Below are 23,057 nucleotides of genomic sequence, written 5' to 3'. Positions count from 1 at the left end.
AGAGAAACTGGAGACTGACGATGACGTCCTTGATCAAGAAAATTTCGCACCTGACCGCAGGCTTCGTACTCAGCCTCGCCGGCTCGCTGGCGATGGCTGCCTTCCCCGATCGCCCCGTGAAGCTGGTCGTGCCTTTCCCTGCTGGCGGCAGCACCGACCTGGTGGCGCGCGAGGTGGCGCTGGAACTGGGCCACGCGCTGGGCCAGCCGGTCATCGTGGAGAACAAGCCCGGCGCCGGCAGCCTCATCGGTTCCGAACTCGTGGCCAAGTCCGCGCCCGACGGCTACACGCTGCTCATGGCGGGCCTGACCAACATCTTCCTGCCTTACGTGCACAAGGGCCTCACCTGGAACCCGGTGGACGACTTCGTGCCCGTGGGCCTGGTGGCCGACCTGCCCAACGTGATCGCGGTCAACGCGAAGACGCCGTACCAGAAGCTGTCCGAGCTCATTGCCACCGACAAGGCCAAGCCGGGCCAGCTCGCCTTCGGCTCCGCGGGCCCCAGCACGCCGTCGCACCTGGTGTGCGAAATGATCAACCACCAGGCCGGCATCAAGATGCAGCACGTGCCCTACAAGGGGAACGCACCGGCGGTGAACGACCTGATCGCCGGCCACATCCCGGTGATGTGCAACAACCTCGGCGGCACGCTGCCCTACATGAGCAGCGGGCAGATCCGCATCCTGGCGCAGACCGGCCGCACGCGCTCGCCCTCGGCGCCCGACGTGCCCACCTTCGCCGAGCTGGGCCTGCAGGGCTTCGACAGTGGCCTGTGGATGGGCATCGTCGCGCCGAAGGGAACGCCCGATGCCGTGATGCGTCCGCTGCGCGCCGCGCTGGCCAAGGCCTTGCCCGCGGTGAAGGACAAGCTGGCCAAGCTGGGTGCAGCCGCGCTCGATCCGTCGCTGCCCGCGTTCGGCCAGCGCATCGCCGCCGACCGCAAGCTGTGGGACCCGGTGCTCAAGCGCGTCGACCTGAAGGGCAACTGATGGGCCAGCCTGCCGACCACGCGCCCCTGCACGGGGTGCGCATCCTCGACATGGCGACCGTGCTCGCCGCGCCGTTCTCGGCCACGCTGTGCGGCGACATGGGCGCCGACGTCGTCAAGCTCGAGCTGCCGGGCGGCGGCGATCCGCTGCGCGGGCTCACGCCGGTGCACGAGGGCCATCCGCTGTTCTGGAAGACCGCGAACCGCGGCAAGAAGGGCATCTCGCTGGACGTGCGCAAGCCCGAGGGCCGCGCGCTGTTCCTGCAGCTCATCGCCGGCTTCGACGTGCTGGTGGAAAACTTCCGCACCGGCACGCTGGACGGCTGGGGCCTGGACATCGCCACGCTGCACGCGGCCAACCCGCGGCTCATCGTGCTGCGCCTCACGGGCTTCGGCCAGACCGGCCCGTACGCGCGCCGGCCGGGCTTTGCGCGCATCTTCGAGGCGATGAGCGGCTTCACGCACCTGACCGGCGAGCCCGGCGGTCCGCCGCAGCACATGAACTATCCGCTGGGCGACGTGGTGGCCGGGTTGTTCGGCGCCTTCGCCATCAGCACCGCGTTGGCCGAGCGCAATGCGTTGCCGCGCGATCGGCAGCGGGGCGCCGAGATCGACCTGTCGGCCACCGAGGCGATGTCGCGCCTGCTCGATCCGCTGGCGGCCGAGCACCGCATCGGCGGCGTGGTGCGCGAACGAACCGGTTCGCGCGCCACCTACACCGCGCCGTCCAACGTGTTCCGCGCGCTCGACGGCGTGTGGTTCACGCTGGTGGGTACGGGCGGGCCGATCTTCGCGCGCATCTGTCGCGCGATCGACCGGGAAGACCTGCTCACCGACGTGCGCTTTGCCGACAACGCCGCGCGCATCCGCCACCTTGAGGCGCTGGACCGCATCATTGCCGACTGGTGCGGCAGTCTTCCATTCGCGGAACTGGCCGTGCGGCTGGACCGCGAAGACGTCCCCTACAGCAAGGTGTATTCGATCGCCGACCTGCGGGCCGATCCGCACATGCAGGCACGCGGTGCCTTCATCGACGTGCCCGACGAGCAGTTCGGCACCGTGCCCGCACCGGCGCCGGTGCCGCGCTTCGTGGGGCGCGACGGCGTTCGCCCGGCCGCCACGGGGCCGCGCACGGGGCAGCACAACGCCCAGGTGTATGGCGCGCTGGGCCTGAGCGAGGCGCAGCTCGAGGCACTGCGTGACGCGCAGGTGATCTGAAGCGCGCCTGCGCTTTCGCCTGCCCTGCGGGGTAGGCGTTTTGTCATGCCTGCCCCCGTGCCGTCGCGGGACACCTGACTCCCCCAGAAAAGGGCGCTCCGCTCATGTGCGAAAGCGGTGCGATTCCTACAGTCATCCCCATGCCGAACGCTTCTTCCCACGCCGGGAAGGCCAGCGGCTTCGGCCGGCCACGATCACCGGGGACACCGCATGGAACCGCTCGAAGTTCTGCCGAGAACCGCCCTGAGCCTGCTGCGCGAAGACGCCGGCATGTCGTTCATGGAGGTTGCGCTGATCGGTGCGCTGGTGATGGTCGTGGCCATTTTGCTGGTGCTCGCCCTGCGGCGCAGTGCCTGAACACGGGGAGCCCGCCATGCAGGAATTCAACGCTGTTCTCGAACTGCTCGCGATGCTGGCCACCGACATCCGCATGCTGGCGCTCTTCGCGCTGCTCGGCGTGGCGGCTGTCAGCGACTGGCGCTCTTATCGCATTCCCAACTGGCTGACCTTCGGCGGCGCGTGCTTCGCCCTCATCTACGGAACGATGGCGGCACGCACGCCGGCGTCGGGCGCGGCGAGTGCATTCGGTGGCCTGGCCGTGGGCTTCGCCGCGATGCTGCCGTTCTATGCGCTCGGGATCATGGGCGCCGGCGACGTCAAGCTGATGGCGATGACCGGGGCCTTCCTGGGGCCCCAGCAGACGCTGATGGCCTTGCTCTTCACTTTCATCGCGGGCGGCGTCGCGGCGCTGGCCTTCGCGATCCATCGCCGCCGCCTGGTCCACATGCTTGGCAACGTCAAGGCCACGGCGCAGGGCATGGTCATTTCCAGCATCGCGGGCATGCGGCCCGACGGGCGCCTGCAGGCGGGCCAGTCCGTGGGCAAGTTGCCCTACGGCGTCTGCATCGCGGCGGGCACGGTGGTCCAAGTGCTGGCGCACCAGCTGGGCTTTGTCTAGCTCCTACATGTTTCACCCCTGGCGGAGGTTCGTATGAAGAACATCAAGGCGATCGGGCTGATCTTTCTGGCCCTGCTGTTCGGGCTGGCGGCCGCGGTCTACGCGACCGGCTGGATCTCCCGACAAAGTGGCATCGCGTCCAACAAGGTCGTGGTGGCCGCCGTCGACATCGACCTGGGCAGCCGCGTCAATGCACAGATGCTGTCCACGGTCGACTGGCCCAGCGGCTCGGTGCCGAACGGCTCCTTCAGCGACATCAAGGCGCTGAACGACCGCGTGGTGAAGGTCGGCGTGCTGCGCGGCGAAGCGCTCATGGAGGGCAAGCTGGCGCCGGTGGGCACGCAGGGCGGGCTGTCGGCGGTGATCGCCAGCGGCAAGCGGGCCATGACGGTGCGCGTCAACGACGTCGTCGGCGTGGCGGGCTTCGCGCTGCCGGGCAACTACGTCGACGTGATGGTCAACGCCCAGCAGGACAAAGGGCGCGGCGAAGACGCGCTGCAGATCAGCAAGACCGTGCTCGAGAAGGTGCTGGTGCTGGCGGTGGCCCAGGAGGCCAACCGCGACGACACCAAGCCGAAGGTCGTGAGCGCGGTGACGCTCGAACTCTCGCTCGAAGACTCCGAGAAGCTCGACCTGGCACGCAGCGTGGGCACCCTGTCGCTCGTGCTGCGCAACCAGATGGACAAGACCACGGTCGCCACCCTGGGCATCACCAAGGGGCAGCTGTTCGGCGAGAAGAAGGACATCGTGCCGGTTTCCACCGCGGCGGCTCCGGCCCACCCGCGGGTGCGGCTGGCAGGTCCCGCCACGCCGCGAGCCACCGAATGCGTGGAGGTGATCCAGAGCGCCGCCCGTTCGGTCACCTGTTTCTGATCGTCCATCAGGAGGAACACCAAGTGCGCCCACTCACAACAACCATCGCCCGTCTGCTGGCGACCCTCGCGACAGTGGCGACCCCCGCCATGGCCGCGGAGGTCGTGGCAGCCGCCCCGGCCACGGCCGTCGCCATGCCTGCGCCTGCTGCAACCGCTGCAGCAGCAACTGTTGCTGCAGCACCCGCAGCCCCGGCCAGCCGGCGCTGCACCGCCATCATTCCGGACTCCGAGCCGACCTATGCCGTGCTCGGCAAGTCGGTGGTCATTCCGTTGAAGGCGCGCGTGGTGCGCATCGTGTTCGGCGGACAGCCGCAGGGCCGGGCGGCTGCGCCAGCAGCGCCGGCGCAGCCCGGAGCAGCGATGCCGGCGCCTAATGCGAACGTGGGCGACGGCGTAGCTGACATCGAGGTCACGCTGCTGAGTCCGACCGACCTGTTCTTCCGCGGCCGCCAGGCCGGCTCGATGAACGTGGTGTTGCAAAGTGCCGACGGCACCTGCTACATCAAGGATGTGGTCGTTACCGTCGACCCCGGGGCGCTGCAGTCCAAGCTGGCGGAGCTGATGCCGGAAGAGAGCCGCATCCGAGTGCGCAGCGCGGAAAAATCCATCGTGCTCACCGGCGAGATCAGCGACGCGCTCAAGCTCGATGACGTGATGAGTCTGGCCTCGGCCTACGGCGCCGACGGCAAGAAGGTGGTGAACCTGCTGCGTGTCACTGCGCCACAGCAGGTCATGCTCGAAGTGAAGATCGCCGAGATCAGCAAGAACTTGCTGGACCGCCTTGGCGCACGCGTCGGGCTGGCCCGCTCCGGTAACGGTGGTCTCAACAGCTATTCGCTGATCTCCAATTTCCTGAGCGGCGGTGGCGGCCTGATCGAGGCGTTGAGGATCGGTCGCACGTCGATCTCCATCGACGGCCAGAAGGACGACGGCCTGGTGCGCATCCTGGCGGAGCCCAACATCATGGCCATCAGCGGCCAGCAGGCGAGCTTCCTGTCGGGCGGCAAGATCTTCATTCCGGTGGCGCAGAGCTCCTCCAGCGGCAATGGCACGAACATCACGCTGGAAGAAAAGGAGTTCGGTATCGGGGTCAAGTTCACCCCGACCGTGCTCAACGGCGGCCGCGTCAACCTCAAGATGGTCTCGGAGGTGTCGGACCTGTCGCAAACCGGCTCGCCTTTCACCACCATCGGCGGCGTGACCGCCGTGCTGCCATCGCTCACGGTGCGCCGTGCCGACACCACCGTGCAACTCAACGACGGGCAGAGCTTCGTCATCGCGGGGCTCATCAAGAGCAACGTCACGGAGTCCATCAAGCGCTATCCCGGATTGGGCGAAGTGCCGGTGATGGGGGCGTTGTTCCGTAGCACGGAGTTCCAGAACGACCAGACCGAGCTGATGTTCGTGATCACGCCCCGCCTGGTCCGGCCGCTGGCCGAGTCGCCTCGCCTGCCGACCGACAACCACGTCGTTCCCAGCCGTGCGGAGGTTTATCTGAACGGCAGCCTCGAAAGCGCCACCCCGGCACCGGCCGCACCGGCCACCAATACCCAGTGAGGAGCATCACCATGTTCATCAAGTCGACGACTCTCGCATTGACGCTGCTCCTGGGCACCGGATGCTCCCACGTCACTCCCAACTACGACGCGCGCTTTGGCGACGCGGTGCGCGACGCGAAAAGGAAGATGACGATCAATCCAGATGCCGGCAAGGACGGCAATCCGGTGGTGGGCATGGACGGCCGGGCGGCGCGGGAGTCGATGGTGCAGTACCAGAAGTCCTACAAGGCGCCGCCGCCGGCGGTGAACGTCATCAACATCGGTGGCGGGATTGGTGGTGGAGATAACGGCGGCGGGGGTCGTTAGGCGGCCCTCGAACGATTCTTGAATTCGATCAGAAAGGAGTTGCCACGCAAAGATAGAAGTCAATCAACCCAAGAACCAACGCAAGATTTTTCTGTTTTCTTACTGCAATTCAAAGGTGAAAAAAATGAACCAACTTTTTGTCCGTGCCGGCAACTTCATGTCCTCGTTCGTCAAGGAAGAGGATGGTGCGCAAGTTATCGAGTACGCGCTCATCATCGCAGTCGTGTCGATCGCCCTGGTCATTGCACTGCAGGGCCTGACCACCGGAGGTTATTTCACAACCTTCATTGAGCGCGTGGCCGCTTGCCTCCAGGGCAACATGGCCGTCTGCAACCCTTAAGCCCGGCGATCGCATTTATTGGAACGATGGCTATGGCGGTGGCGGTGGTGGGGCCGGCTTGTCCGTTGCCCGCCGCCGCCCAGTACAAAGCGAGGTACTCATCATGTTCAAGTCATTCCTGCGGGATGAGAGCGGCGCCCAAGTGATGGAGTACGCGCTGGTCATTGCCGTGATCTCGATCCTGCTGGCCATCGCGTTGCGGCCATTGGTGACGGACACCGACCTCAGCAATGTTGTCGATCTCGTCCGCACCTGCCTTGGTGGCGTGACATGCGGCTGAAGCACAGAGCTTTTTCGAACCGCCACCCACACACAGGAGCCGATCATGAAAGTCCACACTTCCGGCCACAGCCAAGGCGGCGCGGTAATCGTCACCGTCGCTCTGGTCCTGCTGTTCCTCCTCGGGTTCATGGGCATCGCACTGGACTTCGGTCGCCTCTTCATCGTGAAAACGGAGCTGCAAACCGCCATGGACAGTTGTGCCCTGTCTGCCGCGCAGGAGCTCGACGGCGCCAGCGATGCGTTGACGCGTGCCACCAGCGCAGGAAAGACCGCGGCCGATCTCAACAAGATCAATTTTCAAGGTGGGGCGACCGGCATCGCCCAGACCGATATCGTGTTCAGCGACTCGCTGATCGGCACCTACAGCCATACCTTCACGCCCGTTGCGAATGCCAGGTACGCCAAGTGCCTGCATACGAAGTCGGGCATCGCGCCTTGGATCCTCAATGCCCTGGGCGCGTTCAGCGGAAGTGCTACTTATGGGGCATCGCACAGCGTGGCCGCAGTCGCCGTTGCCACCAGGGCTCCGTCCCAGTCCAATTGCCTCATTCCCGTCGGCATCTGCCAAAAATCCACCGCCCCCGGCTGGGGGTTCACGCGAGGGGAATGGGTCGAGGGCGTGACCAATGACAACGACGATGTGGAGTCCGGTCAGTTTCACTGGGTGGATTTCACCGGCAGCGGCGGCGGGGCGCGCGAGATCAAGGATCTCCTGACCAGCAGTGGGCAATGCGGTCTTCCCGGTATGGGTACAAACGTCGGCAAGGCAGGCAAGACCAATGGAGCGGTTGCCGCGTGGAATACCCGCTTCGGCATCTATCAGGGCAGCCTCAACGCCGCGACTGCCATTCCCGATCAGACCGGGTACGCCTGGTATGCCGACAGCGCTGCCGCCGTGAAGCCAGGCAGGTATGACGACGCCGGCTCGAACGGATTTACTGCCAAGCGCAATTCATTCGCGCCTTACGAAGGGGACAACAAGAACCCCGACACCAAGAACCTCAAGACTCAGGGAAATTTCAATGCCACCGACTACACCAAGGGTGCCAATCGACGTGTGGTCACGACTGCGGTGGTCGACTGCCCGTCGATCACGCTCAAGGGTTTCAGCTGCATGCTGATGCTGCATCCGCTGGAAAAGAATGCGAGCGGAAAGAAGTCGAAGATGTGGCTCGAGTTCATTGGCGATGCGACGCTCGCCGGCAGTCCATGCGCCACCGCGGGTTTGGCCGGCGGCACAAACGGACCCAGGGTCCCGACGCTCGTTCAGTAGGAGCTGGCATGAAAAAGAAACAGAACGGCGTGGCACTGGTCGAATTCGCCCTGATTCTTCCCTTGCTGCTCATCCTGACGTTCATCACGACCGAGTTCGGGCGGGCGCTGTACCAGTACAACACCATCGCGAAATCGCTCCGCGACGCCTCTCGCTATCTGTCCACCCAGGACCCGTCGATCGCAACCACGGATCCCTCCAAGATCACGACGGCCAGGAACCTGGTGGTCTATGGCAACCCGGGAGGTAGCGGCTCGCCATTGGTCCTGGGCCTCACCACTTCTCACGTCCCCGCCCCGACCTGGCAATTCAAGGGCAGCGGCCCGGCCATCAATACCGTGACCATCAAGGTCACGGGATACAAGTTCCGCCCGCTCCTCACCGGCGCGTTCGGGCTTGGTTTTGGTGATGCGAACGGAGAAATTCCCTTCGGGGATATCAGCGCCACCATGCGAGGTCAATCATGAATCGAACAAGACAGATGGGTGCGACCGCGGTGGAGTTCGCGCTGGTCCTGATGTTCTTCCTGACCTTCCTGCTGGGCATCATGGATTTCGTGCGCATGTTGTGGACGTGGAATGCAGCCGCCGAAGCGACGCGCTGGGGTGCGCGTGCGGCCGTCGTGTGCGACCGAAACGCCACGGTCGTACTTTCCAACATGCAGAAATTCCTGCCCCAGTTGACCGCAGCCAATGTCAGTGTCGACTGGTACGACGCGGCAGGCAGCATCAGCGCGACCTGTACTTCCGCCAATTGCAGCGGCGTGAACGTCCGCATCGTCGATCTCGACTACCGATGGATTTCACCCATCGGATTCGGAACTCGTTCTCCGATCCCGATGCCGGGTTTTTCCACCTATCTGCCGCGCGAAATCATGGGGCAGGACCCGAACAGCAACGCCGTCTGCTCCTAGCAACACACCGGACACGACCATGACCATGAAGATCGCCATCGTTTCCCCCAATCCGAACCACCTGCAGGACATGCGCAAGGTGCTGGAGCCGCGCGGCCATGTCGTGTCGCTCTTCGAAGGCGGCAAGAGCCGGATGCAGGCGGTCGTCGACAAGGTCGCACCCGACCTGCTGCTGGTCGACGGCATGTGCTGCGACCCGCAGGAGCTCTCGCTGGTGGAGGCCCTGACCTTGCGGCATCCGGCGGTGGCGGTGGTGCTGCTGTGCGCGATGCAGACGCCCGAGTTCCTGATCCACGCGATGCGCGCGGGCGTGCGCGAGGTGCTGCCGTCGCCCGCCGACACCGTCGCACTCGAGGCCGCCGTCGATCGCATCGCGCTCAAAATGGCCGGTTCGCAGGCGCGCAGCCCTGGGCGGGTGGTGGCGTTCATGCCCTGCAAGGGCGGCAGCGGCGCGACCTTTCTCGCGACCAACATCGCGCACCAGCTGTCGCGCGAGCGCTCGGTGCTGCTGATCGACCTGAACCTGCAGTTCGGCGATGCGCTGTCGTATGTGAGCGACCTGCGCCCGACCGCGACGATGGCCGACGTGGCGCGCGACATCGGGCGCCTCGACGCTTCGCTGCTGGCGGCGAGCGTGGTGCGCGTGTCGCCCAGCTACAGCATCCTGCCCGCGCCCGAAGACCTGGCGCGCGCGATGGACGTCAAGGCCGAGCACATCGACGCCATCCTGCAGGTGGCGCTCGCGCAGTACGACTTCGTGATCTTCGACCTCGGCACGCGCATCGACACGCTCACGCTGCGCGTGCTCGACCGCGCGGAGCGCATCTTCCCCGTGATGCAGACCAGCCTGCCGCACATCCGCAACGTGACGCGCCTGATGCAGGTGTTCAAGTCGCTCGGCTACGCCACCGGCAAGGTTGAGCTGCTGGTGAACCGCAGCACCGGCGGCGGCGAGATCGGGCTGTCGGACATGCGCCGGTCGCTGCCCGGCGCGACGTTCACGACGGTGCCGGACGGCGGCAAGGACGTCGATGCGTCCATCAACCGCGGCGTGCCGCTGGCGGAGATGTCGCGCGGCAGCGCGCTCGCCAAGCGCCTGGACGAGATCGCCCACACGCTCAGCCCGCGGCAGGAGGCGACGCCCGGCTTCATGGGGCGGCTGTTCCGCCGTGCTTGAGACAGGGCGGATTCCCATCAATACCCAGGCGGAGGTGCCAACATGTCATTCAGGGACCAACTCAATGCGATCGACAGCGATGCCGGCGCGCGCTCGGCGGGGCCAGCGGGGCCGGTCCTCGAGCTGACCACGTCGCCTTTCGCCTCGGACACCTACAAGCTGCTGAAGGAGCGCATGCACCTGAAGCTGCTGGACCGCTTCGACCTGGCGGCGCTCGAAACCCTCCAGCCCGACGCCCTGCGGCAGGAAATCTCGACCATGGTCGGGCGGCTGCTGCAGGAAGAGCCCGAGGCGCTCAACGACATCGAGCGGCGCACGCTGATCCGCGACATCCAGCACGAGATGCTGGGCTTCGGACCGATCGAGCTGCTGATGGCCGACCCGACGGTGTCGGACATCCTGGTCAACTCGCCGGACCAGATCTACGTGGAGCGGCGGGGCCGGCTGGAGCTGACCAACGTCAGCTTCACCGACGAGAAGCACCTGCTGCGCATCATCGACAAGATCGTCTCGCTGGTGGGGCGCCGCATCGACGAGTCCAGCCCGATGGTCGATGCGCGGCTGCCCGACGGTTCACGGGTCAACGCCGTCATTGCGCCGGTGGCGCTGGACGGGCCGATGATGTCGATCCGCCGTTTCGCGAAGATCCCGCTGCGCATGAACAACCTCGTGAACGATCTCAAGTCGCTCACGCCACCGATGGCGCAGATGCTCGAAGGCCTGGCGCAAGCCAAGATCAACATGCTGATCTCGGGCGGCACCGGGGCAGGGAAGACCACGCTGCTGAACATTCTCTCGGGCTTCATTCCGGAGTCCGAGCGCATCATCACCATCGAGGACGCGGCCGAGCTCCAGCTGCAGCAGCCGCACGTCGCGCGCATGGAGACGCGGCCGATGAACATCGAAGGTAAGGGCGAGATCACGCAGCGTGCGCTGGTGCGCAACGCGCTGCGCATGCGGCCCGACCGCATCGTGATCGGCGAGGTGCGCGGCGCCGAGGCGGTCGACATGCTGCAGGCCATGAACACCGGCCACGAAGGCTCGCTGACCACCATCCACGCCAACTCGCCGCGCGATGCGCTGGCGCGGCTGGAAAACATGATCGGCATGGCGAACCTGAACCTGCCCCACCGCACCGTGCGCCAGCAGATCGCCTCGGCGATCACGGTGGTGGTCCAGGTGTTGCGGCTGGTCGACGGGCGGCGCAAGGTCACCAGCATCCAGGAGATCACCGGCATGGAGGGCGAGATCGTCACCATGCAGGAGATCTTCACCTTCCACCAGACGGGCATGAGCCCCGACGGCCAGGTGCGCGGCCATTTCCATGCGACCGGCGTGCGGCCGAAGTTCATGGAGCGGCTGCACGCGTACGGCGTGGAGCTGCCCGACAGCATCTTCGATCCCGAAAAGCACTACGAATAGGAGCGCGCCATGTTCGACAACCTGGGGGGGAACACGCTGGTCACGGTCACGGTGCTGGTCTTCGTGACCGCGCTGCTCATGATCGAGGGGCTCTACCTGCTGTGGCGGTCTTACAAGGGGCCCGGCGCGCGCAAGATCGAAAAGCGCTTGCAGGCGATGTCCGCCGCGGTCGACCGCACGCCGCAGGCCCATCTCGCCAAGGAACGCATGCTCAGCGACATGCCGTGGATGCAGCGCCAGTTGCTGGCGCTGCCGCGGGCGCACCGGCTGGACCGCTTCATCCTGCAGGCGGGGCTGGACTGGACGGTGTCGAGCTTTCTGCTGGCCTGCGGTGCACTCGGTGCGTTCGCGTTCTTCGCCGTGTGGCTGGCGCACCAGCCCGTGTGGCTGGCGCTGCTGGCCGGGGCCGTGGCCGCGCTGCTTCCCATCCTGTACCTGCAGCATCAGCGCAGCCGCCGGCTGGATCGCCTCGAAAAGCAGCTGCCGGACGCGCTGGACCTCGTGACGCGCGCGCTGCGCGCGGGCCACTCCTTTGCCAGCGGCGTGCAGATGATCGGCGAGGAAATGCCCGACCCGATCGCCAGCGAGTTCCGCCTGGTGGCCGACGAGGTGAATTTCGGCGTCTCGCTGCAGCAGGCGCTGACCAACCTCAGCGAGCGCGTGCCGCTCACCGACCTGCGCTACTTCGTGGTGTCGGTGCTGATCCAGCGCGATTCGGGCGGCAACCTGACCGAGGTGCTGGGCAACCTGAGCCAGCTCATCCGCGCGCGCTTCAAGCTGCTCGCGCGGGTGCGGGTGCTGTCGTCGGAAGGGCGGCTGTCGGCCTGGATCCTGGGCATCATGCCGTTCGCCCTGGCGGCACTCATGAACATCTTCAATCCCGAGTTCATGTCGCCGCTGTGGACCGACCCGATCGGTCAGACGGTGCTGCGCTACATGCTGGTGCTGATGCTCGTGGGCATCGTGCTGCTGCGCAAGATCGTGAAGATTCACGTCTGAAGGAGAAGCGTCATGGCCATGTTGTTCCCCATCCTGGTTTTTCTGTCCGTGTCGCTGACGGTCATCGGCCTGGCGGTGTGGTTCTCCCCGTCGCGCACCGCGCAGCGGCTGCAGGCGGTGGCGATGCCGTCCGGCAAGTCGGCCTGGACCGAGACCGCCGTCAAGCTCGTCGGGCCGTTCGCGCAGCTGTCGTCGCCGACCGGCGACGCCGACCTGTCGCCGATGCGCGTGCGCTTTCTCAATGCCGGCATCCGCCACCCGGATGCGTACCTCATCTACTTCGGCCTGAAGACGCTGCTGCCGCTGGGCTTCGCGGCCGTCGCGTTCCTCATGCTGCGCGCGGCGGGTTCGGCGGGCGGCATGACGATGCTGCTGTGGCTGGCGCTGGCGGCGCTGGCCGGCTGCTACCTGCCCAACGCGCTGCTGTACCTTCGCATCCGCACGCGGCGCCGCGAGATCTTCGAGAACTTTCCCGACGCCGCCGACCTCATGCTGGTGTGCGTGGAGGCGGGGCTCGGGCTGGACGCCGGGCTGGCCAAGGTCACGGAGGAAATCCAGATCAAGAGCCGGGCGCTCGCACAGGAACTGCACTGGACCAACCTGGAAATGCGCGCCGGCGGCACACGCGAGAAGTCGCTGCGCAACCTGGCGCTGCGCACGGGCGTGGAAGAAATAGGCACCTTCGCCACCATGCTGACCCAGGCGGACCGCTTCGGCACCAGCATCGGAGAGTCGCTGCGCGTGTTTTCGGACGACCTGCGTCACAAGCGCCAGGTGCGCGCCGAGGAGCTGGCGGCGAAGGTGCCGACCAAGATGCTGCTGCCGCTGGTGCTGTGCATCTTCCCGTGCATCTCGCTCGTGATCCTGACGCCGGCGGCGATCCGCGTGATCCGGATGATCGGGCCGATGCTGACCGGGCATCAATGAGGAGGCGACCGGGCCGGAAGGCCGGCCGGGCGCCGCTGCAGCGGATCAGGCCGCCAGCGTGTCGAGCTGGTGCTTGATCGCGTAGATGTACAGCTCGAGCCGGTTCGTGACGCCCAGCTTCTGGTAGATCGCGCACAGGTGATTGCGCAGCGTGTGCTCGGTGACGAAGGCGCGCTCGGCGAGCGCCTTGTTGGAGGCGCCGCAGCCCGTCGCGACGATGCGGATGATCTCGCGCTCCTTGTGCGTCAGCGTGGCCTGGCGCGCCGTGTCGGGGTCGGCCTTCGGCGGCTTCCTGGCCGACGTGAGTTCGGAGAAGACGCGGCCCATGGTCTGTGCGTCGACGCACAGCTCGCCACGGAACACGCGCTCGATGGCGTCGAGCAGCTGCTGCGCCGAGGCGTCCTTGCCCACCACGCCGCGCGCGCCGCGCAGCACGGCCAGATCGAGCGTGCGCTGCTCTTTCTCGGCCGTCAGCACCATCACGCGCGACACCTCGTTGGTCAGCAGCCGGGGCAGGATGTCCAGCGCGCTGTGGCCGTCCAGGTCGAGGTCGAGCACGATGACATCGGGCGCGAGGCTTTGCGCCGTGGCCACCGCCTCGTCGCAACAGCTGGCCGTGCCGACCACCTTCATGCGTGGCTGCTCGCCGTCGATCAGCTTCGACAGGCCCCACAGCATGGTCTTGTGGTCGTCCACGAGCAGCACGGCAATGGGATGGTCGGGATGGTCGAGGGTTTGCATGACGGACTCCTTCCTGTGTCTGCGGCGAGCGGTCAGATCGGGATTTCGATCCGTACCGCCGTGCCGCCATTTGCGCATCGGTCGACATGCGCCTGGCCGCCCAGGGCCGCGGCGCGCTCGGTGAGAGAGCGGGGGTGGAAGGCGGTGAAGCTTTCCTGGCAGGCGTCGTTCTCGATGCACAACGCCAGCTGGCCGTTCTTGCAATCGATGCGCACGCTGCCGTGGCGCGCATGGGTGTGCTTGCAGATGTTGTTCAGCCCTTCGCTCACCATCTGCAGCAGCTCCGCGGTCACGCGGTCGTCCAGGTGCAGCGGGCCGTCGACGGCCATCACGATGTCGATGTCGATGCCGTACAGGCCCTTGATCCGCGCGGCCTGGCGCTCCAGGTGGGGCCGCACCAGCCCGCCGGGATCGTCGTTCGCGCCGTGCCTGACTTCGCCGGCGTAGCGGCGCAGGTCGGCGATCACGCCGTCGGCCACGTCCGCGAGCTTGTCCAGGTCTTCGCGCAGCGGGTTGTCGGCGGCGGCCCGCTTGCGCAGCGCGCACAGGCCCATGCGCAGGCCGATGTAGGGCTGGATGGCGGTGTCGTGCAGGTTGAGTGCGATCTTCAGGCGCTCCGTCGACGCGGCTTCGGAGGCCATGCGGTCGAGCACCTCGATGGTCTCGATGACCGGGAAGATCTGTTCCATGAGGTGGGCGAGGAACAGCGCGTCGGACTTGCCCAGCCGCCCGTCGCGCGACGAGATGAACACCCGGCCTTCGCCCAGGCGCATCGGCAGCGGCGCGCTGATGAAGGCCCGCGCCTCCAGCAGGGCGGCGATGGTGGTGCAGCGCTGCGCGCCGGCTTCGTCGGCGCTGCGCCAGGCGGTGGCGCCCGCTTCGAAGACACGGTGCTGCGCGCGCAGGTGGTTCAGCGGCCAGGGCAGGCGATTGCTGAGTACGACGCTGTCGGGCGTCAGGGCCATGAGCGGCGATTCCGCGAGGCGGCCGATGGTCTCGATGCTCACCTGCTCGCAGGTGTCGTCCTCGCGCAGCGTGCGCAACAGCCAGGTGCCGGTGGCGCGGTCGCGCGTCAGCAGGATGCAATGGCTGGCCCGGAAGAAGGCCAGCGTGCGCTCCATCGTGCGGGCGATGGTGCGTCCGGCGCCGAAGCGCGGGTTCGACAGCTGGCTCACTTCGCCCAGGAGGGCAAGGCGCCGTTGCAGCGCCAGCTTGGAGCCGCCCCAGTAAACGATCATGTGCCCGAGTGCCAGCAGGAAGGCGGTGCGCATCAGCAGCTGCGGCGTGTCGTCCGTGCCTGTGGCCAGTCCGCAGGCGGCGAAGGAGGCGACCGAGGCGATCGTCACGCGGGCACCTTCCTCGAAGCCCCAACGGAACGACGAGGTGAGGATGGCGAAGAAGTAGAAAAGGAAGAACAGGCTGTGGGTGCCGTCGGTCACCACCATGATCAGCGTGAACCACAGCACGTCGGACCAGTGGATGGTTCGGCCCTGGAAGTAGGGCCGCCCCACCGCCGTGCAGACGTGGATCAGCAGGCTGTGAAGGATGTAACCGAAGAAGGCCAGCCAGACCGCTGCGGGGACCTGCTGCCGGCTATCGGCGGCGTCGACCGTGATCGCCAGCAGGGCCGAGATCGACAGCACGAGCCGCATGCGTCCCACCATGAGCGCATCCGCCGCCAGGCTGGCGTCGATGCTGGGGGCGGAGCCGTGCGCTCGCATGGGGATGCATCCGGTGCATGGACCATGTCAGGCACCGCGGGAGATCGCGGTACGGACAGGAGCGCTCGGCAGTGACAGTTTGGAATACATTTTTCTTGCCTGAGACCACAACGTGTGACGAGTTCACATTACTACTTTGGTGTTCAGATGCAATTGAAATCTCGTTCCATTAACGTTTGGTAACTATATTTGCATTGGATTGCATGCGGATAAATGAGGCCGCTGCAGAGGGCGGCGAGAGGGCGTGGTGCCGGTTGGGGAGGCCTAGGAGAGGGCAAGGTACCTCAACGGGGCGTTCGCCTGCCTTGGCGAAGGCGCAGGCCGCGGGGTAACCCGGTTGCGCGGCCTCAGGGCAGGAACAGCAGCATCCCGTAGACCGCAAACAGCATCAGGTGCATGAGCCCCTGGATCGGCGAGGTGCGCTGCCCGTTGAAGCTCAGCAGGCTCAGCACCGCCGTCACCGCAAACAGCAGGGTTTCGGCGCCCGAGATGCCCATGAGCACCTGCTTGCCCGTGACCAGCCCGATGGCCAGCACGGCCGGCACCGTGAGCCCCACGGTGGAGACGAAGGCGCCCAGGCAAAGGTTGATGGCGCGCTGCATCTCGTTGTTCATCGCGGCGCGCACGGCGGTGATCGACTCGGGCGTGAACACGATGATGGCGATGAGCACGCCGCCCACGGCCGCGGGCACGCCGGCCGCGGCAATGCCGTAGTCGGTGACCACCGCGAGGTAGTGCGCGAGCAGCACGATGGGCAGGATCATCGCGAGCAACAGCAGCGAGCGAACGACCACGGCGCGTTTGTCCAGGCGGGCGTGATCGGCCTGCGTGGCAGGCGAGGGCGAGGTCGCCCGCACCGACATCCGCCCCGGCGCCGGCTGGATGAAGAAGCGCTGGTGGCTGCGCATCTGCATCCAGAGAAACGCGCCGTACAGCACGGCCGTGAGCACCGACATGCCGATCGCCTGCACCGGCGTGAACTCGCCCGCGCCCGAGCTGTGGTTGGGCAGCACCAGCGCAGTGCCGGTCAGCAGCACGATCATCGACAGGTAGGCGCCGGCGCCCTGCGCGTTGTATTCCTGGTCGCCGTGGCGGGCTGCGCCCGCGATCAGGCAGATGCCGATGACGAGGTTCAGGATGATCATCATCACGGCGAAGATCGAGTCGCGCCCGATGGTCGGAAACTCGCCCGGGCCCAGCAGCACCGAGGCGATGAGGATCACCTCGATCGACACGATCGAGAGCGTCAGGATCAGCGTGCCATACGGCTCGCCCAGCTGGTGCGCCAGGTGGTCTGCCTCGCGCACCACGCCGAACGAGGCGGCCAGGATGGTGACGAACAGCGCCAGGAAGACGCAGCCGGCCACCACGGGGCTGATCGGCGCGGCCAGCCAGCGGTCGCCGAAAGCGACGAAGAGCCCGACCACGAGCCAGGCGGCGGCGATCAGGGCCCAGGTGGCGTGCGGCACGAGGCGGGCGGGGGAGGGTGTTGTTGTCATGGGCGTTGTCACTCCGACATCAAGAGGGAAGCCAGGGCCAAGAGGCCGCTGCCAGCGAGGCTCAGCCCGCTCGCGGTCCACAGGGCCTTCACGTCGCGCGGTTCGCAGCCTTCGCGGCGCGCATGCCAGGCGGCATAGGCCAGGGCCACCGCCATGGTCAGCGCGGGCCAGTGCAGATCAGGACCGTTCATCGCGCGGCTCCCGATGCGGTGGGCGCGCGCGGGCATTCTGCGCGGTAGGACAGCCGGGTCGCGCCCGTGCGCACGTGCAGGCGCACGGCGCCGAGCGTCAACCGGAAGGCATCCGGCACGGTGGCGCGAGCGCGAGGAAGGCGGAAACGGGAGAAGAAGCGTTGCGCAGCGAGGCGCCAGGAAGGGAGCAGTACGGCCATGTCGAAACTTCGCGAGAAGTCAGGAAAGGGCCGTCCCTTGCAAGGTGAAGGTGCAAGACCGAGGTCGTCCTCGGCCCGGTTCGCGCAGGGCGCGCGAACGAAAAAATGATAGCAGGGAAATCGGGGGCGACGCCCTCAGCCTCCGCGTGCGCGCACCTGGGCCGCATGCAGGAGGCGGGCGCTGTCCACCTTCTGCTTGGACAGGAGCCGCATCCTGCTGCAGCTCGAGCAACGGTACAGGCGCAGCCAGGGCAACAGGCGCATCCACCCTCTGCGCGGCTGGCGGTCCATGTCCTGAAGGTGGCAGGGGCAGGCGGAAACCGAATGAGTCGACGACATTTGTCAGAGTGACCATGCTGTCCAGATCCCACCCTGACCAAGCTCTGCGGCTCTTCGGCTACTGGGAATTGAAAGTATTCATTCTTACGACAAATGTAAACAAGCACACTCACCTGATTTAGGTATTCGCGCCCCGTTTTCCTCGGTTTCGGTCACACCCCGTTTCACTTCTCCCGCGCTTCCTGTGCACCAGTTCACAGAGGGAAAGCCGCCAGTTGACCGGTGTAAACTGCCCGGTTTTCTCCCTCTCTCGCGGTATGGTGCAAGTGTCACGGCGCACAGGCTTCACCGGCTCGGCGCTCACTCGCTTGCTCGCTCAATTGAGCGACATCGACGTTCCCGAATCCAGGCAAGCCCTCGCGGATCGTTTGAGTCAGTGGTTCAGTTGGACCGACGCCATCTCCTTGTCTGCAGCTTTGGATTCCGATCTGGGCGTCGCCGTGTCCGGCGTCCGGGCGTCCGAGGGTGCCGAGGAGGCGCAGGAGTGCGCGCGCCTGAAGGCCGCGCTGGCCAAGGGCAATGCAGACGGCGGTGTGGCCTCGGTGCTGCCCGGCGCGAACGACGACTTTCCGCCGTACCGCCGCCGCTACTTCGCGCGGCAGCAGGCCATGGAAACGGCCATCGAACCGCTGCGCGCCCGCCTGCGGGCCCGGCTGGCCACCCGCTCGCCCGAGCTGGCCCGGCTGGCCGCGGTGGACGCCATCCTGGAACAGGTGGTGGGCGCGCGCGAACGCAGCCTGCTGGCGAGCGTGCCCACGCTGCTGGAGAAACACTTCAAGCGTCTGCGTGAGGCCCATCAGGCCGCGCAGGACGCCAACCCCGACAACCCCCAGCCGCCAGCGACCGCCGCCGCCGGCTGGCTGGACGTGTTCGGCCGCGACATGCAAAGCGTGCTGCGGGCCGAGCTGGACATTCGCATGCAACCGGTCGAAGGCCTGCTCGAAGCCCTTCGCGATCGCTAGCGTGCCGCCCTACAAGAGACAACAAGCTTCCATGAACAGATTTTTCCATTACGCCGTCTTCCTCGTGGGCCTGGCCGTCGTGTGCTGGGTCGGTGCCAGCTATGTCGGCCACAACCCGCTGGCCCTGGTGATCACGGCGCTGATCGGCGCGTTCTACCTGATGGGCGCGCTGGAGCTGCACCGCTTCCACCAGGCCACCGGCACGCTGTCGCATGCGGTGAACGACCTGTCGGCGCCGCCGGCGAGCCTCGGCGACTGGCTCGCCGGCCTGCATCCTTCGCTGCGCAACGCGGTGCGCCTGCGCATCGAAGGCGAGCGCGTCGGCCTGCCGGGCCCGGCGCTCACGCCGTACCTCGCGGGCCTGCTGGTGCTGCTGGGCATGCTGGGCACCTTCCTGGGCATGGTGGTCACGCTCAACGGCACGGGGCTGGCGCTCGAAAGCGCGACCGACGTGCAGGCCATCCGCAACTCGCTGTCGGCGCCCGTGCGCGGCCTGGGCCTGGCCTTCGGCACCTCGGTGGCGGGCGTGGCCGCATCGGCCATGCTGGGCCTGGCCTCGGCGCTGTGCCGGCGCGAACGCCTGCTGGCCGGGCAGTCGCTCGACACGCTCATCGCCACGTCGCTGCGCGGCCATTCGCTGGCGCACCGCCGCGAAGAGTCGTTCAAGCTCATGCAGCAACAGGCCCACGCGATGCCCGCGCTGGTCGACCAGCTGCAGGCCATGGTGGCCGCGATGGACCGCCAGAGCCAGTCGATCAACGAACGTCTCGTCGCCAGCCAGGACCAGTTCCACCAGAAGACCGAAGCCGCCTACACGGGGCTCGCCGCCTCGGTCGACCGCTCGCTCAAAGACAGCCTGGCCGACAGCGCGCGCATCGCCGGAGAAACCATCCAGCCCGTGGCGAAGGTGATGCCCGAGCTGGTCGGCCAGCTGCAGACCATGATGGCCGCGATGGAGCGCCAGACCCAGACGCAGAACGACCGCCTCGTGGCCAGCCAGGACAGCTTCCACCAGAAGGCCGAAGCCGCCTACACGGGGCTGGCCGCTTCGGTCGACCGCTCGCTGAAGGACAGCCTGGCCGACAGCGCCCGCATCGCCGGCGAGACCATCCAGCCCGTGGCGAAGGTCATGCCCGAGCTGGTCGGCCAGCTGCAGACCATGATGGCCGCGCTGGAGCGCCAGGGCCAGGCGCAGAACGAGCGCCTCGTCGCCAGCCAGGACAGCTTCCACCAGAAGGCCGAAGCCGCGTACAGCGGCCTGGCCGCCTCGGTCGATCGCTCGCTGAAAGAAAGCCTCACCGACACCGCCCGCATCGCCGGCGCAACGATCCAACCCGTGGTCGAGGCGGCCATGCTCGGCATCGCGCGCGAAGCCGCGTCGCTGCAGGGCGGCATGGCGCAGGCCGTCGAACGGCAGCTCGAAGGCCTCACGGGCCGCTTCGAGGCCTCGACCGCCGGCGTGGCCGACACCTGGAAGGCCGCGCTGGCCGAACACGAGCGCGCGAGCGGGGCGCTGTCGAGCGACCTGCGCGGCACGCTCGAACGCTTTGCCGAGACCTTCGAGCAGCGCTCGGCCGCGCTGGTCGACGGCGTGTCGGCCCGCCTCGAAAGCACCGTGGGCAGCGTGTCCGACACCTGGGGCAGCGCGCTCGCGCAGCACCAGCGCGTCAGCGAAAAACTGTCGGGCGATTCGCACCAGGCGCTCGCCGCCGCCGCTGCCACCTTCGAACAGCATTCGGTGTCGCTGCTGCGCACCGTGGACGAGGCCCACACCAGCCTGCAGACCGAACTGGCGGCGCGCGATGCGCAGCGCCTGTCGGCCTGGAGCCAGTCGCTCGAAGCCATGGCCGCGTCGCTGCAGAAGGAATGGCAGCAGGCCGGCGCGCACACGCTGAGCCAGCAACAGCAGCTGAGCGATACGCTGGCGCAGGCCGCGCGCGACGTGTCGGCGCAGGCCGAGGCGCATGCGAAGCAGACCGTCGCCGAAGTCGCGCAGCTGCTGCAGGCCGCATCGGACGCACCCCGCGCCGCGGCCTCGCTGCTCGACACCGTGCGCGAGGCGCACGCCAACCTGCAGACCGAACTCGCCACGCGCGATGCGCAGCGCCTCGCGGCCTGGAGCGGGTCGCTCGAGACCATGGCCGCCTCGCTGCAGAAGGAATGGCAGCAGGCCGGCGCGCACAGCCTGAGCCAGCAGCAGCAGATGAGCGAGACGCTGGCGCAGACCGTGCGCGACATGTCGGCGCAGGCCGAGGCCAATGCGAAGCAGACCGTGGCCGAAGTCGCGCAGCTGCTGCAGGTGGCCGCCGAGGCACCGAAGGCCGCGGCCGACGTGATCGCCGAGCTGCGCCAGAAGCTGTCCGACGGCATGGCGCGCGACAACGACATGCTCGAAGAGCGCAGCCGCATCCTCGGCACGCTCGAAACCCTGCTCGGCGCGGTGAACCACGCCTCGACCGAACAGCGTAGCGCCATCGACGCGCTCGTCACGGCCTCGGCCGACATGATGGAACGCGTGGGCAGCCGCTTCACCGAGAAGGTCGAGAGCGAGACCGAGAAGATGGCCGGCATCGCCGCGCAGATCACCGGCGGCGCGGTCGAGGTGGCGAGCCTGGGCGAGGCCTTCGGCTTTGCCGTGCAGCGCTTCGGCGAATCGAACGACAAGCTGGTGGCGCACCTGCAGCGCATCGAAGGCGCGCTGGGCAAGTCGCTGGCGCGCAGCGACGAGCAGTTGGCCTACTACGTGGCGCAGGCGCGCGAGGTGATCGACCTGAGCATCATGTCGCAAAAGCAGATCGTCGAAGACCTGCAGCAGTTCGCCAGCCGCCAGACCGCCGTGACCAGCGAGGCCTGAGATGGTGCGCGACGAGATCGACCTCGACGCCGGCCTGGAGCCGACCGTCCCCGTGTGGGCGGTGTTCGGCGACCTGATGGCGGGCATGCTGGGCGCGTTCGTGCTGATCCTGGTGTGCGTGCTCGGCATGCAGCTGGACCTGGCGAGCCGCCTTGAAACCGAGGTGCAGCAACGCCGCGCCGAATCGCAGCGCCGCGAGGCGCTCGAACAGGCGCTGGCTGGGCCGCTCGCCGCGGGCCGCGTGACGCTCAACAACGGCCGCATCGGCATCAGCGGCAGCGTGCTGTTCGCCTTCAACTCCGCCGACCTGCAACCCGGCGGCCGGCAACTGCTGAAAAGCCTGGCCGGCCCGCTGGGCGCCTACCTGAAGGCGCGCGACGAGATCCTGATGGTGAGCGGCTTCACCGACGACCGGCAGATGCGCGACGGCGCGCGCCTGTTCGCCGACAACTGGGAGCTGTCGGCCCAGCGCGCGCTCACCGTGACGCGCGCGCTGATCGAAGAGGGCGTGCCCTCGTCGTCGGTGTTCGCCGCCGCCTTCGGCGCCGAGCAGGCCGTCGCCTCGAACAGCGACGCCGAAGGCCGCGCGAAGAACCGGCGCGTGGAGATGGCGCCGACGCCCCGACCCAAGAACGCACCCGACGCTGCGAAGTCCCGTGAGTAACGACACCGCACCGGACGATCAGGTCGACGCGATCGCGGCGCTCGACGCCTGGCGCGCGCGCGGCGACGACCGCTTCGACCCGGTGCGCTTCCGCTTCATCGCGGCGATGGCGCAGCGCGCGGCGGCGCACGAGGGCGAGGCACGGCGCCTGCTCGATGCGCGGCTGGCCAGCCTCATGGCAACCTACCGCGCCGATCTGGAGAAGGTCGAACCCGAGGCCGAAGCGCCGGCCGAGGCGCCGCTGCACACCGCGCTCGCCGAGCTGATGAACCACATCGCCCAGCTCGCGCCGCTGCCGCCGCCGCCCGACGCGGAGGCGACCGACGGCGACACCGTGCCCAGCCTGTCCACGGCACCCGAGCTCAAGACGCTGAGCTATTTCCGCGGCACCTGGTCCAAGCTCGCCGCCGACCAGCGCGTGACGCAGTCGCTCGCCAAGGTGCCGAAGAACGCCGGCCCGCTCAACACGCACCACCTCGTGCAGCGCGCGCTCACGCTGATGCGCGACCTGTCGCCGCAGTACCTGCAGCGCTTCATGGCGCACGTCGATGCGCTGCTGTGGATCGAGCAGGTGAACGCCGCCGCCGAGGCCGCGCGCGTGGCGCGCACCGAGAGCCCGCGCAAGAGTTCGCGCAGCCGCGTGAGCTAG

General features: G+C 67.3%; 25 protein-coding genes. 20 read left to right on the top strand and 5 right to left on the bottom strand.

Going from position 1 to position 23,057, the window contains the following annotated elements; genetic code table 11:
- Positions 1–20: 20 nt before the first annotated feature.
- The 16 genes from AC07OX_RS04125 (at position 21) to AC07OX_RS04050 (ending at position 13,237) form a co-directional block, all read left to right on the top strand.
- Entirely contained in the window at positions 21–989 is a 969-nt protein-coding gene (locus AC07OX_RS04125; RefSeq protein ID WP_495259956.1) for a Bug family tripartite tricarboxylate transporter substrate binding protein, read from the top strand.
- Positions 989–2,206, top strand: a complete 1,218-nt coding sequence (locus AC07OX_RS04120) for a CaiB/BaiF CoA transferase family protein (protein ID WP_495259955.1) — start codon at positions 989–991, stop codon at positions 2,204–2,206. Before AC07OX_RS04125 ends, AC07OX_RS04120 begins: the two co-directional genes overlap by 1 nt.
- 210 nt (positions 2,207–2,416) lie before the next feature.
- A complete protein-coding gene (locus AC07OX_RS04115; RefSeq protein ID WP_167395048.1) occupies positions 2,417–2,563 on the top strand; it encodes a hypothetical protein in 147 nt (48 codons plus the stop codon).
- 16 nt (positions 2,564–2,579) lie between these two features.
- Complete coding sequence (locus AC07OX_RS04110) at positions 2,580–3,164, top strand: A24 family peptidase (RefSeq protein ID WP_492696766.1); 585 nt, start codon at positions 2,580–2,582, stop codon at positions 3,162–3,164.
- Between the two features lie 33 nt (positions 3,165–3,197).
- Entirely contained in the window at positions 3,198–4,037 is an 840-nt protein-coding gene (gene cpaB, locus AC07OX_RS04105) for a Flp pilus assembly protein CpaB (RefSeq protein ID WP_062474148.1), read from the top strand.
- 89 nt (positions 4,038–4,126) lie between these two features.
- Positions 4,127–5,596 carry a type II and III secretion system protein family protein gene (locus AC07OX_RS04100; RefSeq protein WP_370680859.1) on the top strand — a complete coding sequence of 490 codons (1,470 nt, stop codon included), beginning with the start codon at positions 4,127–4,129 and terminating at the stop codon, positions 5,594–5,596.
- Positions 5,597–5,607: 11 nt separating this feature from the next.
- Positions 5,608–5,904: a hypothetical protein gene (locus tag AC07OX_RS04095; protein ID WP_495259954.1), complete on the top strand. Its 297-nt coding sequence runs from the start codon at positions 5,608–5,610 to the stop codon at positions 5,902–5,904.
- 124 nt (positions 5,905–6,028) lie between these two features.
- On the top strand, positions 6,029–6,244 hold the full coding sequence (locus AC07OX_RS04090; RefSeq protein WP_495259953.1) for a Flp family type IVb pilin: 216 nt from the start codon (positions 6,029–6,031) through the stop codon (positions 6,242–6,244).
- Positions 6,245–6,347: 103 nt separating this feature from the next.
- The gene (locus AC07OX_RS04085) at positions 6,348–6,524 is read left to right on the top strand and encodes a Flp family type IVb pilin (protein WP_139702491.1); all 177 of its coding nucleotides are present in this window, start codon (positions 6,348–6,350) and stop codon (positions 6,522–6,524) included.
- Positions 6,525–6,569: 45 nt separating this feature from the next.
- Positions 6,570–7,799: a pilus assembly protein TadG-related protein gene (locus tag AC07OX_RS04080; protein ID WP_495259952.1), complete on the top strand. Its 1,230-nt coding sequence runs from the start codon at positions 6,570–6,572 to the stop codon at positions 7,797–7,799.
- An 8-nt stretch (positions 7,800–7,807) separates the two neighbouring features.
- A complete protein-coding gene (locus AC07OX_RS04075) occupies positions 7,808–8,266 on the top strand; it encodes a TadE/TadG family type IV pilus assembly protein (RefSeq protein WP_062474159.1) in 459 nt (152 codons plus the stop codon).
- Positions 8,263–8,712: a TadE/TadG family type IV pilus assembly protein gene (locus tag AC07OX_RS04070; RefSeq protein WP_369629274.1), complete on the top strand. Its 450-nt coding sequence runs from the start codon at positions 8,263–8,265 to the stop codon at positions 8,710–8,712. Before AC07OX_RS04075 ends, AC07OX_RS04070 begins: the two co-directional genes overlap by 4 nt.
- Before the next feature lie 19 nt (positions 8,713–8,731).
- Positions 8,732–9,889: a CpaE/TadZ family protein gene (locus AC07OX_RS04065; RefSeq protein WP_495259951.1), complete on the top strand. Its 1,158-nt coding sequence runs from the start codon at positions 8,732–8,734 to the stop codon at positions 9,887–9,889.
- Between the two features lie 42 nt (positions 9,890–9,931).
- Complete coding sequence (locus AC07OX_RS04060; protein WP_495259950.1) at positions 9,932–11,311, top strand: TadA family conjugal transfer-associated ATPase; 1,380 nt, start codon at positions 9,932–9,934, stop codon at positions 11,309–11,311.
- 9 nt (positions 11,312–11,320) lie between these two features.
- A complete protein-coding gene (locus tag AC07OX_RS04055) occupies positions 11,321–12,310 on the top strand; it encodes a type II secretion system F family protein (protein WP_139702488.1) in 990 nt (329 codons plus the stop codon).
- Positions 12,311–12,322: 12 nt separating this feature from the next.
- Positions 12,323–13,237, top strand: a complete 915-nt coding sequence (locus AC07OX_RS04050) for a type II secretion system F family protein (protein ID WP_062474167.1) — start codon at positions 12,323–12,325, stop codon at positions 13,235–13,237.
- A gap of 45 nt (positions 13,238–13,282) precedes the next feature.
- Here the strand turns inward: AC07OX_RS04050 and AC07OX_RS04045 are convergent, their stop codons facing one another.
- The 5 genes from AC07OX_RS04045 to AC07OX_RS04025 all read right to left on the bottom strand — a co-directional run bounded on the left by AC07OX_RS04045 (position 13,283) and on the right by AC07OX_RS04025 (position 17,589).
- Entirely contained in the window at positions 13,283–13,978 is a 696-nt protein-coding gene (locus AC07OX_RS04045) for a response regulator (RefSeq protein WP_095947069.1), read from the bottom strand.
- A gap of 32 nt (positions 13,979–14,010) precedes the next feature.
- The gene (locus AC07OX_RS04040) at positions 14,011–15,699 is read right to left on the bottom strand and encodes a sensor histidine kinase (protein ID WP_495259949.1); all 1,689 of its coding nucleotides are present in this window, start codon (positions 15,697–15,699) and stop codon (positions 14,011–14,013) included.
- Between the two features lie 347 nt (positions 15,700–16,046).
- A complete protein-coding gene (locus AC07OX_RS04035) occupies positions 16,047–17,198 on the bottom strand; it encodes a calcium:cation antiporter (RefSeq protein WP_495259948.1) in 1,152 nt (383 codons plus the stop codon).
- A gap of 8 nt (positions 17,199–17,206) precedes the next feature.
- A complete protein-coding gene (locus AC07OX_RS04030) occupies positions 17,207–17,389 on the bottom strand; it encodes a hypothetical protein (protein ID WP_495259947.1) in 183 nt (60 codons plus the stop codon).
- Positions 17,386–17,589 carry a hypothetical protein gene (locus tag AC07OX_RS04025; protein WP_495263355.1) on the bottom strand — a complete coding sequence of 68 codons (204 nt, stop codon included), beginning with the start codon at positions 17,587–17,589 and terminating at the stop codon, positions 17,386–17,388. Before AC07OX_RS04025 ends, AC07OX_RS04030 begins: the two co-directional genes overlap by 4 nt.
- A gap of 596 nt (positions 17,590–18,185) precedes the next feature.
- Between AC07OX_RS04025 and AC07OX_RS04020 the strand changes: the two genes are divergently transcribed.
- The 4 genes from AC07OX_RS04020 to AC07OX_RS04005 are packed head-to-tail and all read left to right on the top strand — an operon-like array spanning position 18,186 to position 23,057.
- Entirely contained in the window at positions 18,186–18,890 is a 705-nt protein-coding gene (locus AC07OX_RS04020) for a DUF3348 domain-containing protein (RefSeq protein WP_095745831.1), read from the top strand.
- A 31-nt stretch (positions 18,891–18,921) separates the two neighbouring features.
- The gene (locus AC07OX_RS04015) at positions 18,922–21,744 is read left to right on the top strand and encodes a DUF802 domain-containing protein (RefSeq protein ID WP_495259945.1); all 2,823 of its coding nucleotides are present in this window, start codon (positions 18,922–18,924) and stop codon (positions 21,742–21,744) included.
- A gap of 1 nt (position 21,745) precedes the next feature.
- On the top strand, positions 21,746–22,408 hold the full coding sequence (locus AC07OX_RS04010; protein WP_139706701.1) for an OmpA family protein: 663 nt from the start codon (positions 21,746–21,748) through the stop codon (positions 22,406–22,408).
- Positions 22,401–23,057 (top strand): DUF2894 domain-containing protein, encoded by a 657-nt coding sequence (locus tag AC07OX_RS04005; protein WP_495259944.1) that lies wholly within the window; start codon positions 22,401–22,403, stop codon positions 23,055–23,057. Before AC07OX_RS04010 ends, AC07OX_RS04005 begins: the two co-directional genes overlap by 8 nt.

Source organism: Variovorax sp. GW821-FHT09D07 (assembly GCF_059416345.1).
The sequence above is the reverse complement of the archived record's forward strand: the minus strand, read 5'-3'. Positions and strand labels throughout refer to the sequence as shown.

Excerpts from the sequence above, each read along its gene's own strand:
- AC07OX_RS04125 (WP_495259956.1), top strand. The coding sequence starts at position 21 with ATGACGTCCTTGATCAAGAAAATTTCGCACCTGACCGCAGGCTTCGTA.
- AC07OX_RS04120 (WP_495259955.1), top strand. The coding sequence starts at position 989 with ATGGGCCAGCCTGCCGACCACGCGCCCCTGCACGGGGTGCGCATCCTC.
- AC07OX_RS04115 (WP_167395048.1), top strand. The coding sequence starts at position 2,417 with ATGGAACCGCTCGAAGTTCTGCCGAGAACCGCCCTGAGCCTGCTGCGC.
- AC07OX_RS04110 (WP_492696766.1), top strand. The coding sequence starts at position 2,580 with ATGCAGGAATTCAACGCTGTTCTCGAACTGCTCGCGATGCTGGCCACC.
- cpaB (WP_062474148.1), top strand. The coding sequence starts at position 3,198 with ATGAAGAACATCAAGGCGATCGGGCTGATCTTTCTGGCCCTGCTGTTC.
- AC07OX_RS04100 (WP_370680859.1), top strand. The coding sequence starts at position 4,127 with ATGGCCGCGGAGGTCGTGGCAGCCGCCCCGGCCACGGCCGTCGCCATG.
- AC07OX_RS04095 (WP_495259954.1), top strand. The coding sequence starts at position 5,608 with ATGTTCATCAAGTCGACGACTCTCGCATTGACGCTGCTCCTGGGCACC.
- AC07OX_RS04090 (WP_495259953.1), top strand. The coding sequence starts at position 6,029 with ATGAACCAACTTTTTGTCCGTGCCGGCAACTTCATGTCCTCGTTCGTC.
- AC07OX_RS04085 (WP_139702491.1), top strand. The coding sequence starts at position 6,348 with ATGTTCAAGTCATTCCTGCGGGATGAGAGCGGCGCCCAAGTGATGGAG.
- AC07OX_RS04080 (WP_495259952.1), top strand. The coding sequence starts at position 6,570 with ATGAAAGTCCACACTTCCGGCCACAGCCAAGGCGGCGCGGTAATCGTC.
- AC07OX_RS04075 (WP_062474159.1), top strand. The coding sequence starts at position 7,808 with ATGAAAAAGAAACAGAACGGCGTGGCACTGGTCGAATTCGCCCTGATT.
- AC07OX_RS04070 (WP_369629274.1), top strand. The coding sequence starts at position 8,263 with ATGAATCGAACAAGACAGATGGGTGCGACCGCGGTGGAGTTCGCGCTG.
- AC07OX_RS04065 (WP_495259951.1), top strand. The coding sequence starts at position 8,732 with ATGACCATGAAGATCGCCATCGTTTCCCCCAATCCGAACCACCTGCAG.
- AC07OX_RS04060 (WP_495259950.1), top strand. The coding sequence starts at position 9,932 with ATGTCATTCAGGGACCAACTCAATGCGATCGACAGCGATGCCGGCGCG.
- AC07OX_RS04055 (WP_139702488.1), top strand. The coding sequence starts at position 11,321 with ATGTTCGACAACCTGGGGGGGAACACGCTGGTCACGGTCACGGTGCTG.
- AC07OX_RS04050 (WP_062474167.1), top strand. The coding sequence starts at position 12,323 with ATGGCCATGTTGTTCCCCATCCTGGTTTTTCTGTCCGTGTCGCTGACG.
- AC07OX_RS04045 (WP_095947069.1), bottom strand. The coding sequence starts at position 13,978 with ATGCAAACCCTCGACCATCCCGACCATCCCATTGCCGTGCTGCTCGTG.
- AC07OX_RS04040 (WP_495259949.1), bottom strand. The coding sequence starts at position 15,699 with ATGCGAGCGCACGGCTCCGCCCCCAGCATCGACGCCAGCCTGGCGGCG.
- AC07OX_RS04035 (WP_495259948.1), bottom strand. The coding sequence starts at position 17,198 with ATGACAACAACACCCTCCCCCGCCCGCCTCGTGCCGCACGCCACCTGG.
- AC07OX_RS04030 (WP_495259947.1), bottom strand. The coding sequence starts at position 17,389 with ATGAACGGTCCTGATCTGCACTGGCCCGCGCTGACCATGGCGGTGGCC.
- AC07OX_RS04025 (WP_495263355.1), bottom strand. The coding sequence starts at position 17,589 with ATGGCCGTACTGCTCCCTTCCTGGCGCCTCGCTGCGCAACGCTTCTTC.
- AC07OX_RS04020 (WP_095745831.1), top strand. The coding sequence starts at position 18,186 with ATGGTGCAAGTGTCACGGCGCACAGGCTTCACCGGCTCGGCGCTCACT.
- AC07OX_RS04015 (WP_495259945.1), top strand. The coding sequence starts at position 18,922 with ATGAACAGATTTTTCCATTACGCCGTCTTCCTCGTGGGCCTGGCCGTC.
- AC07OX_RS04010 (WP_139706701.1), top strand. The coding sequence starts at position 21,746 with ATGGTGCGCGACGAGATCGACCTCGACGCCGGCCTGGAGCCGACCGTC.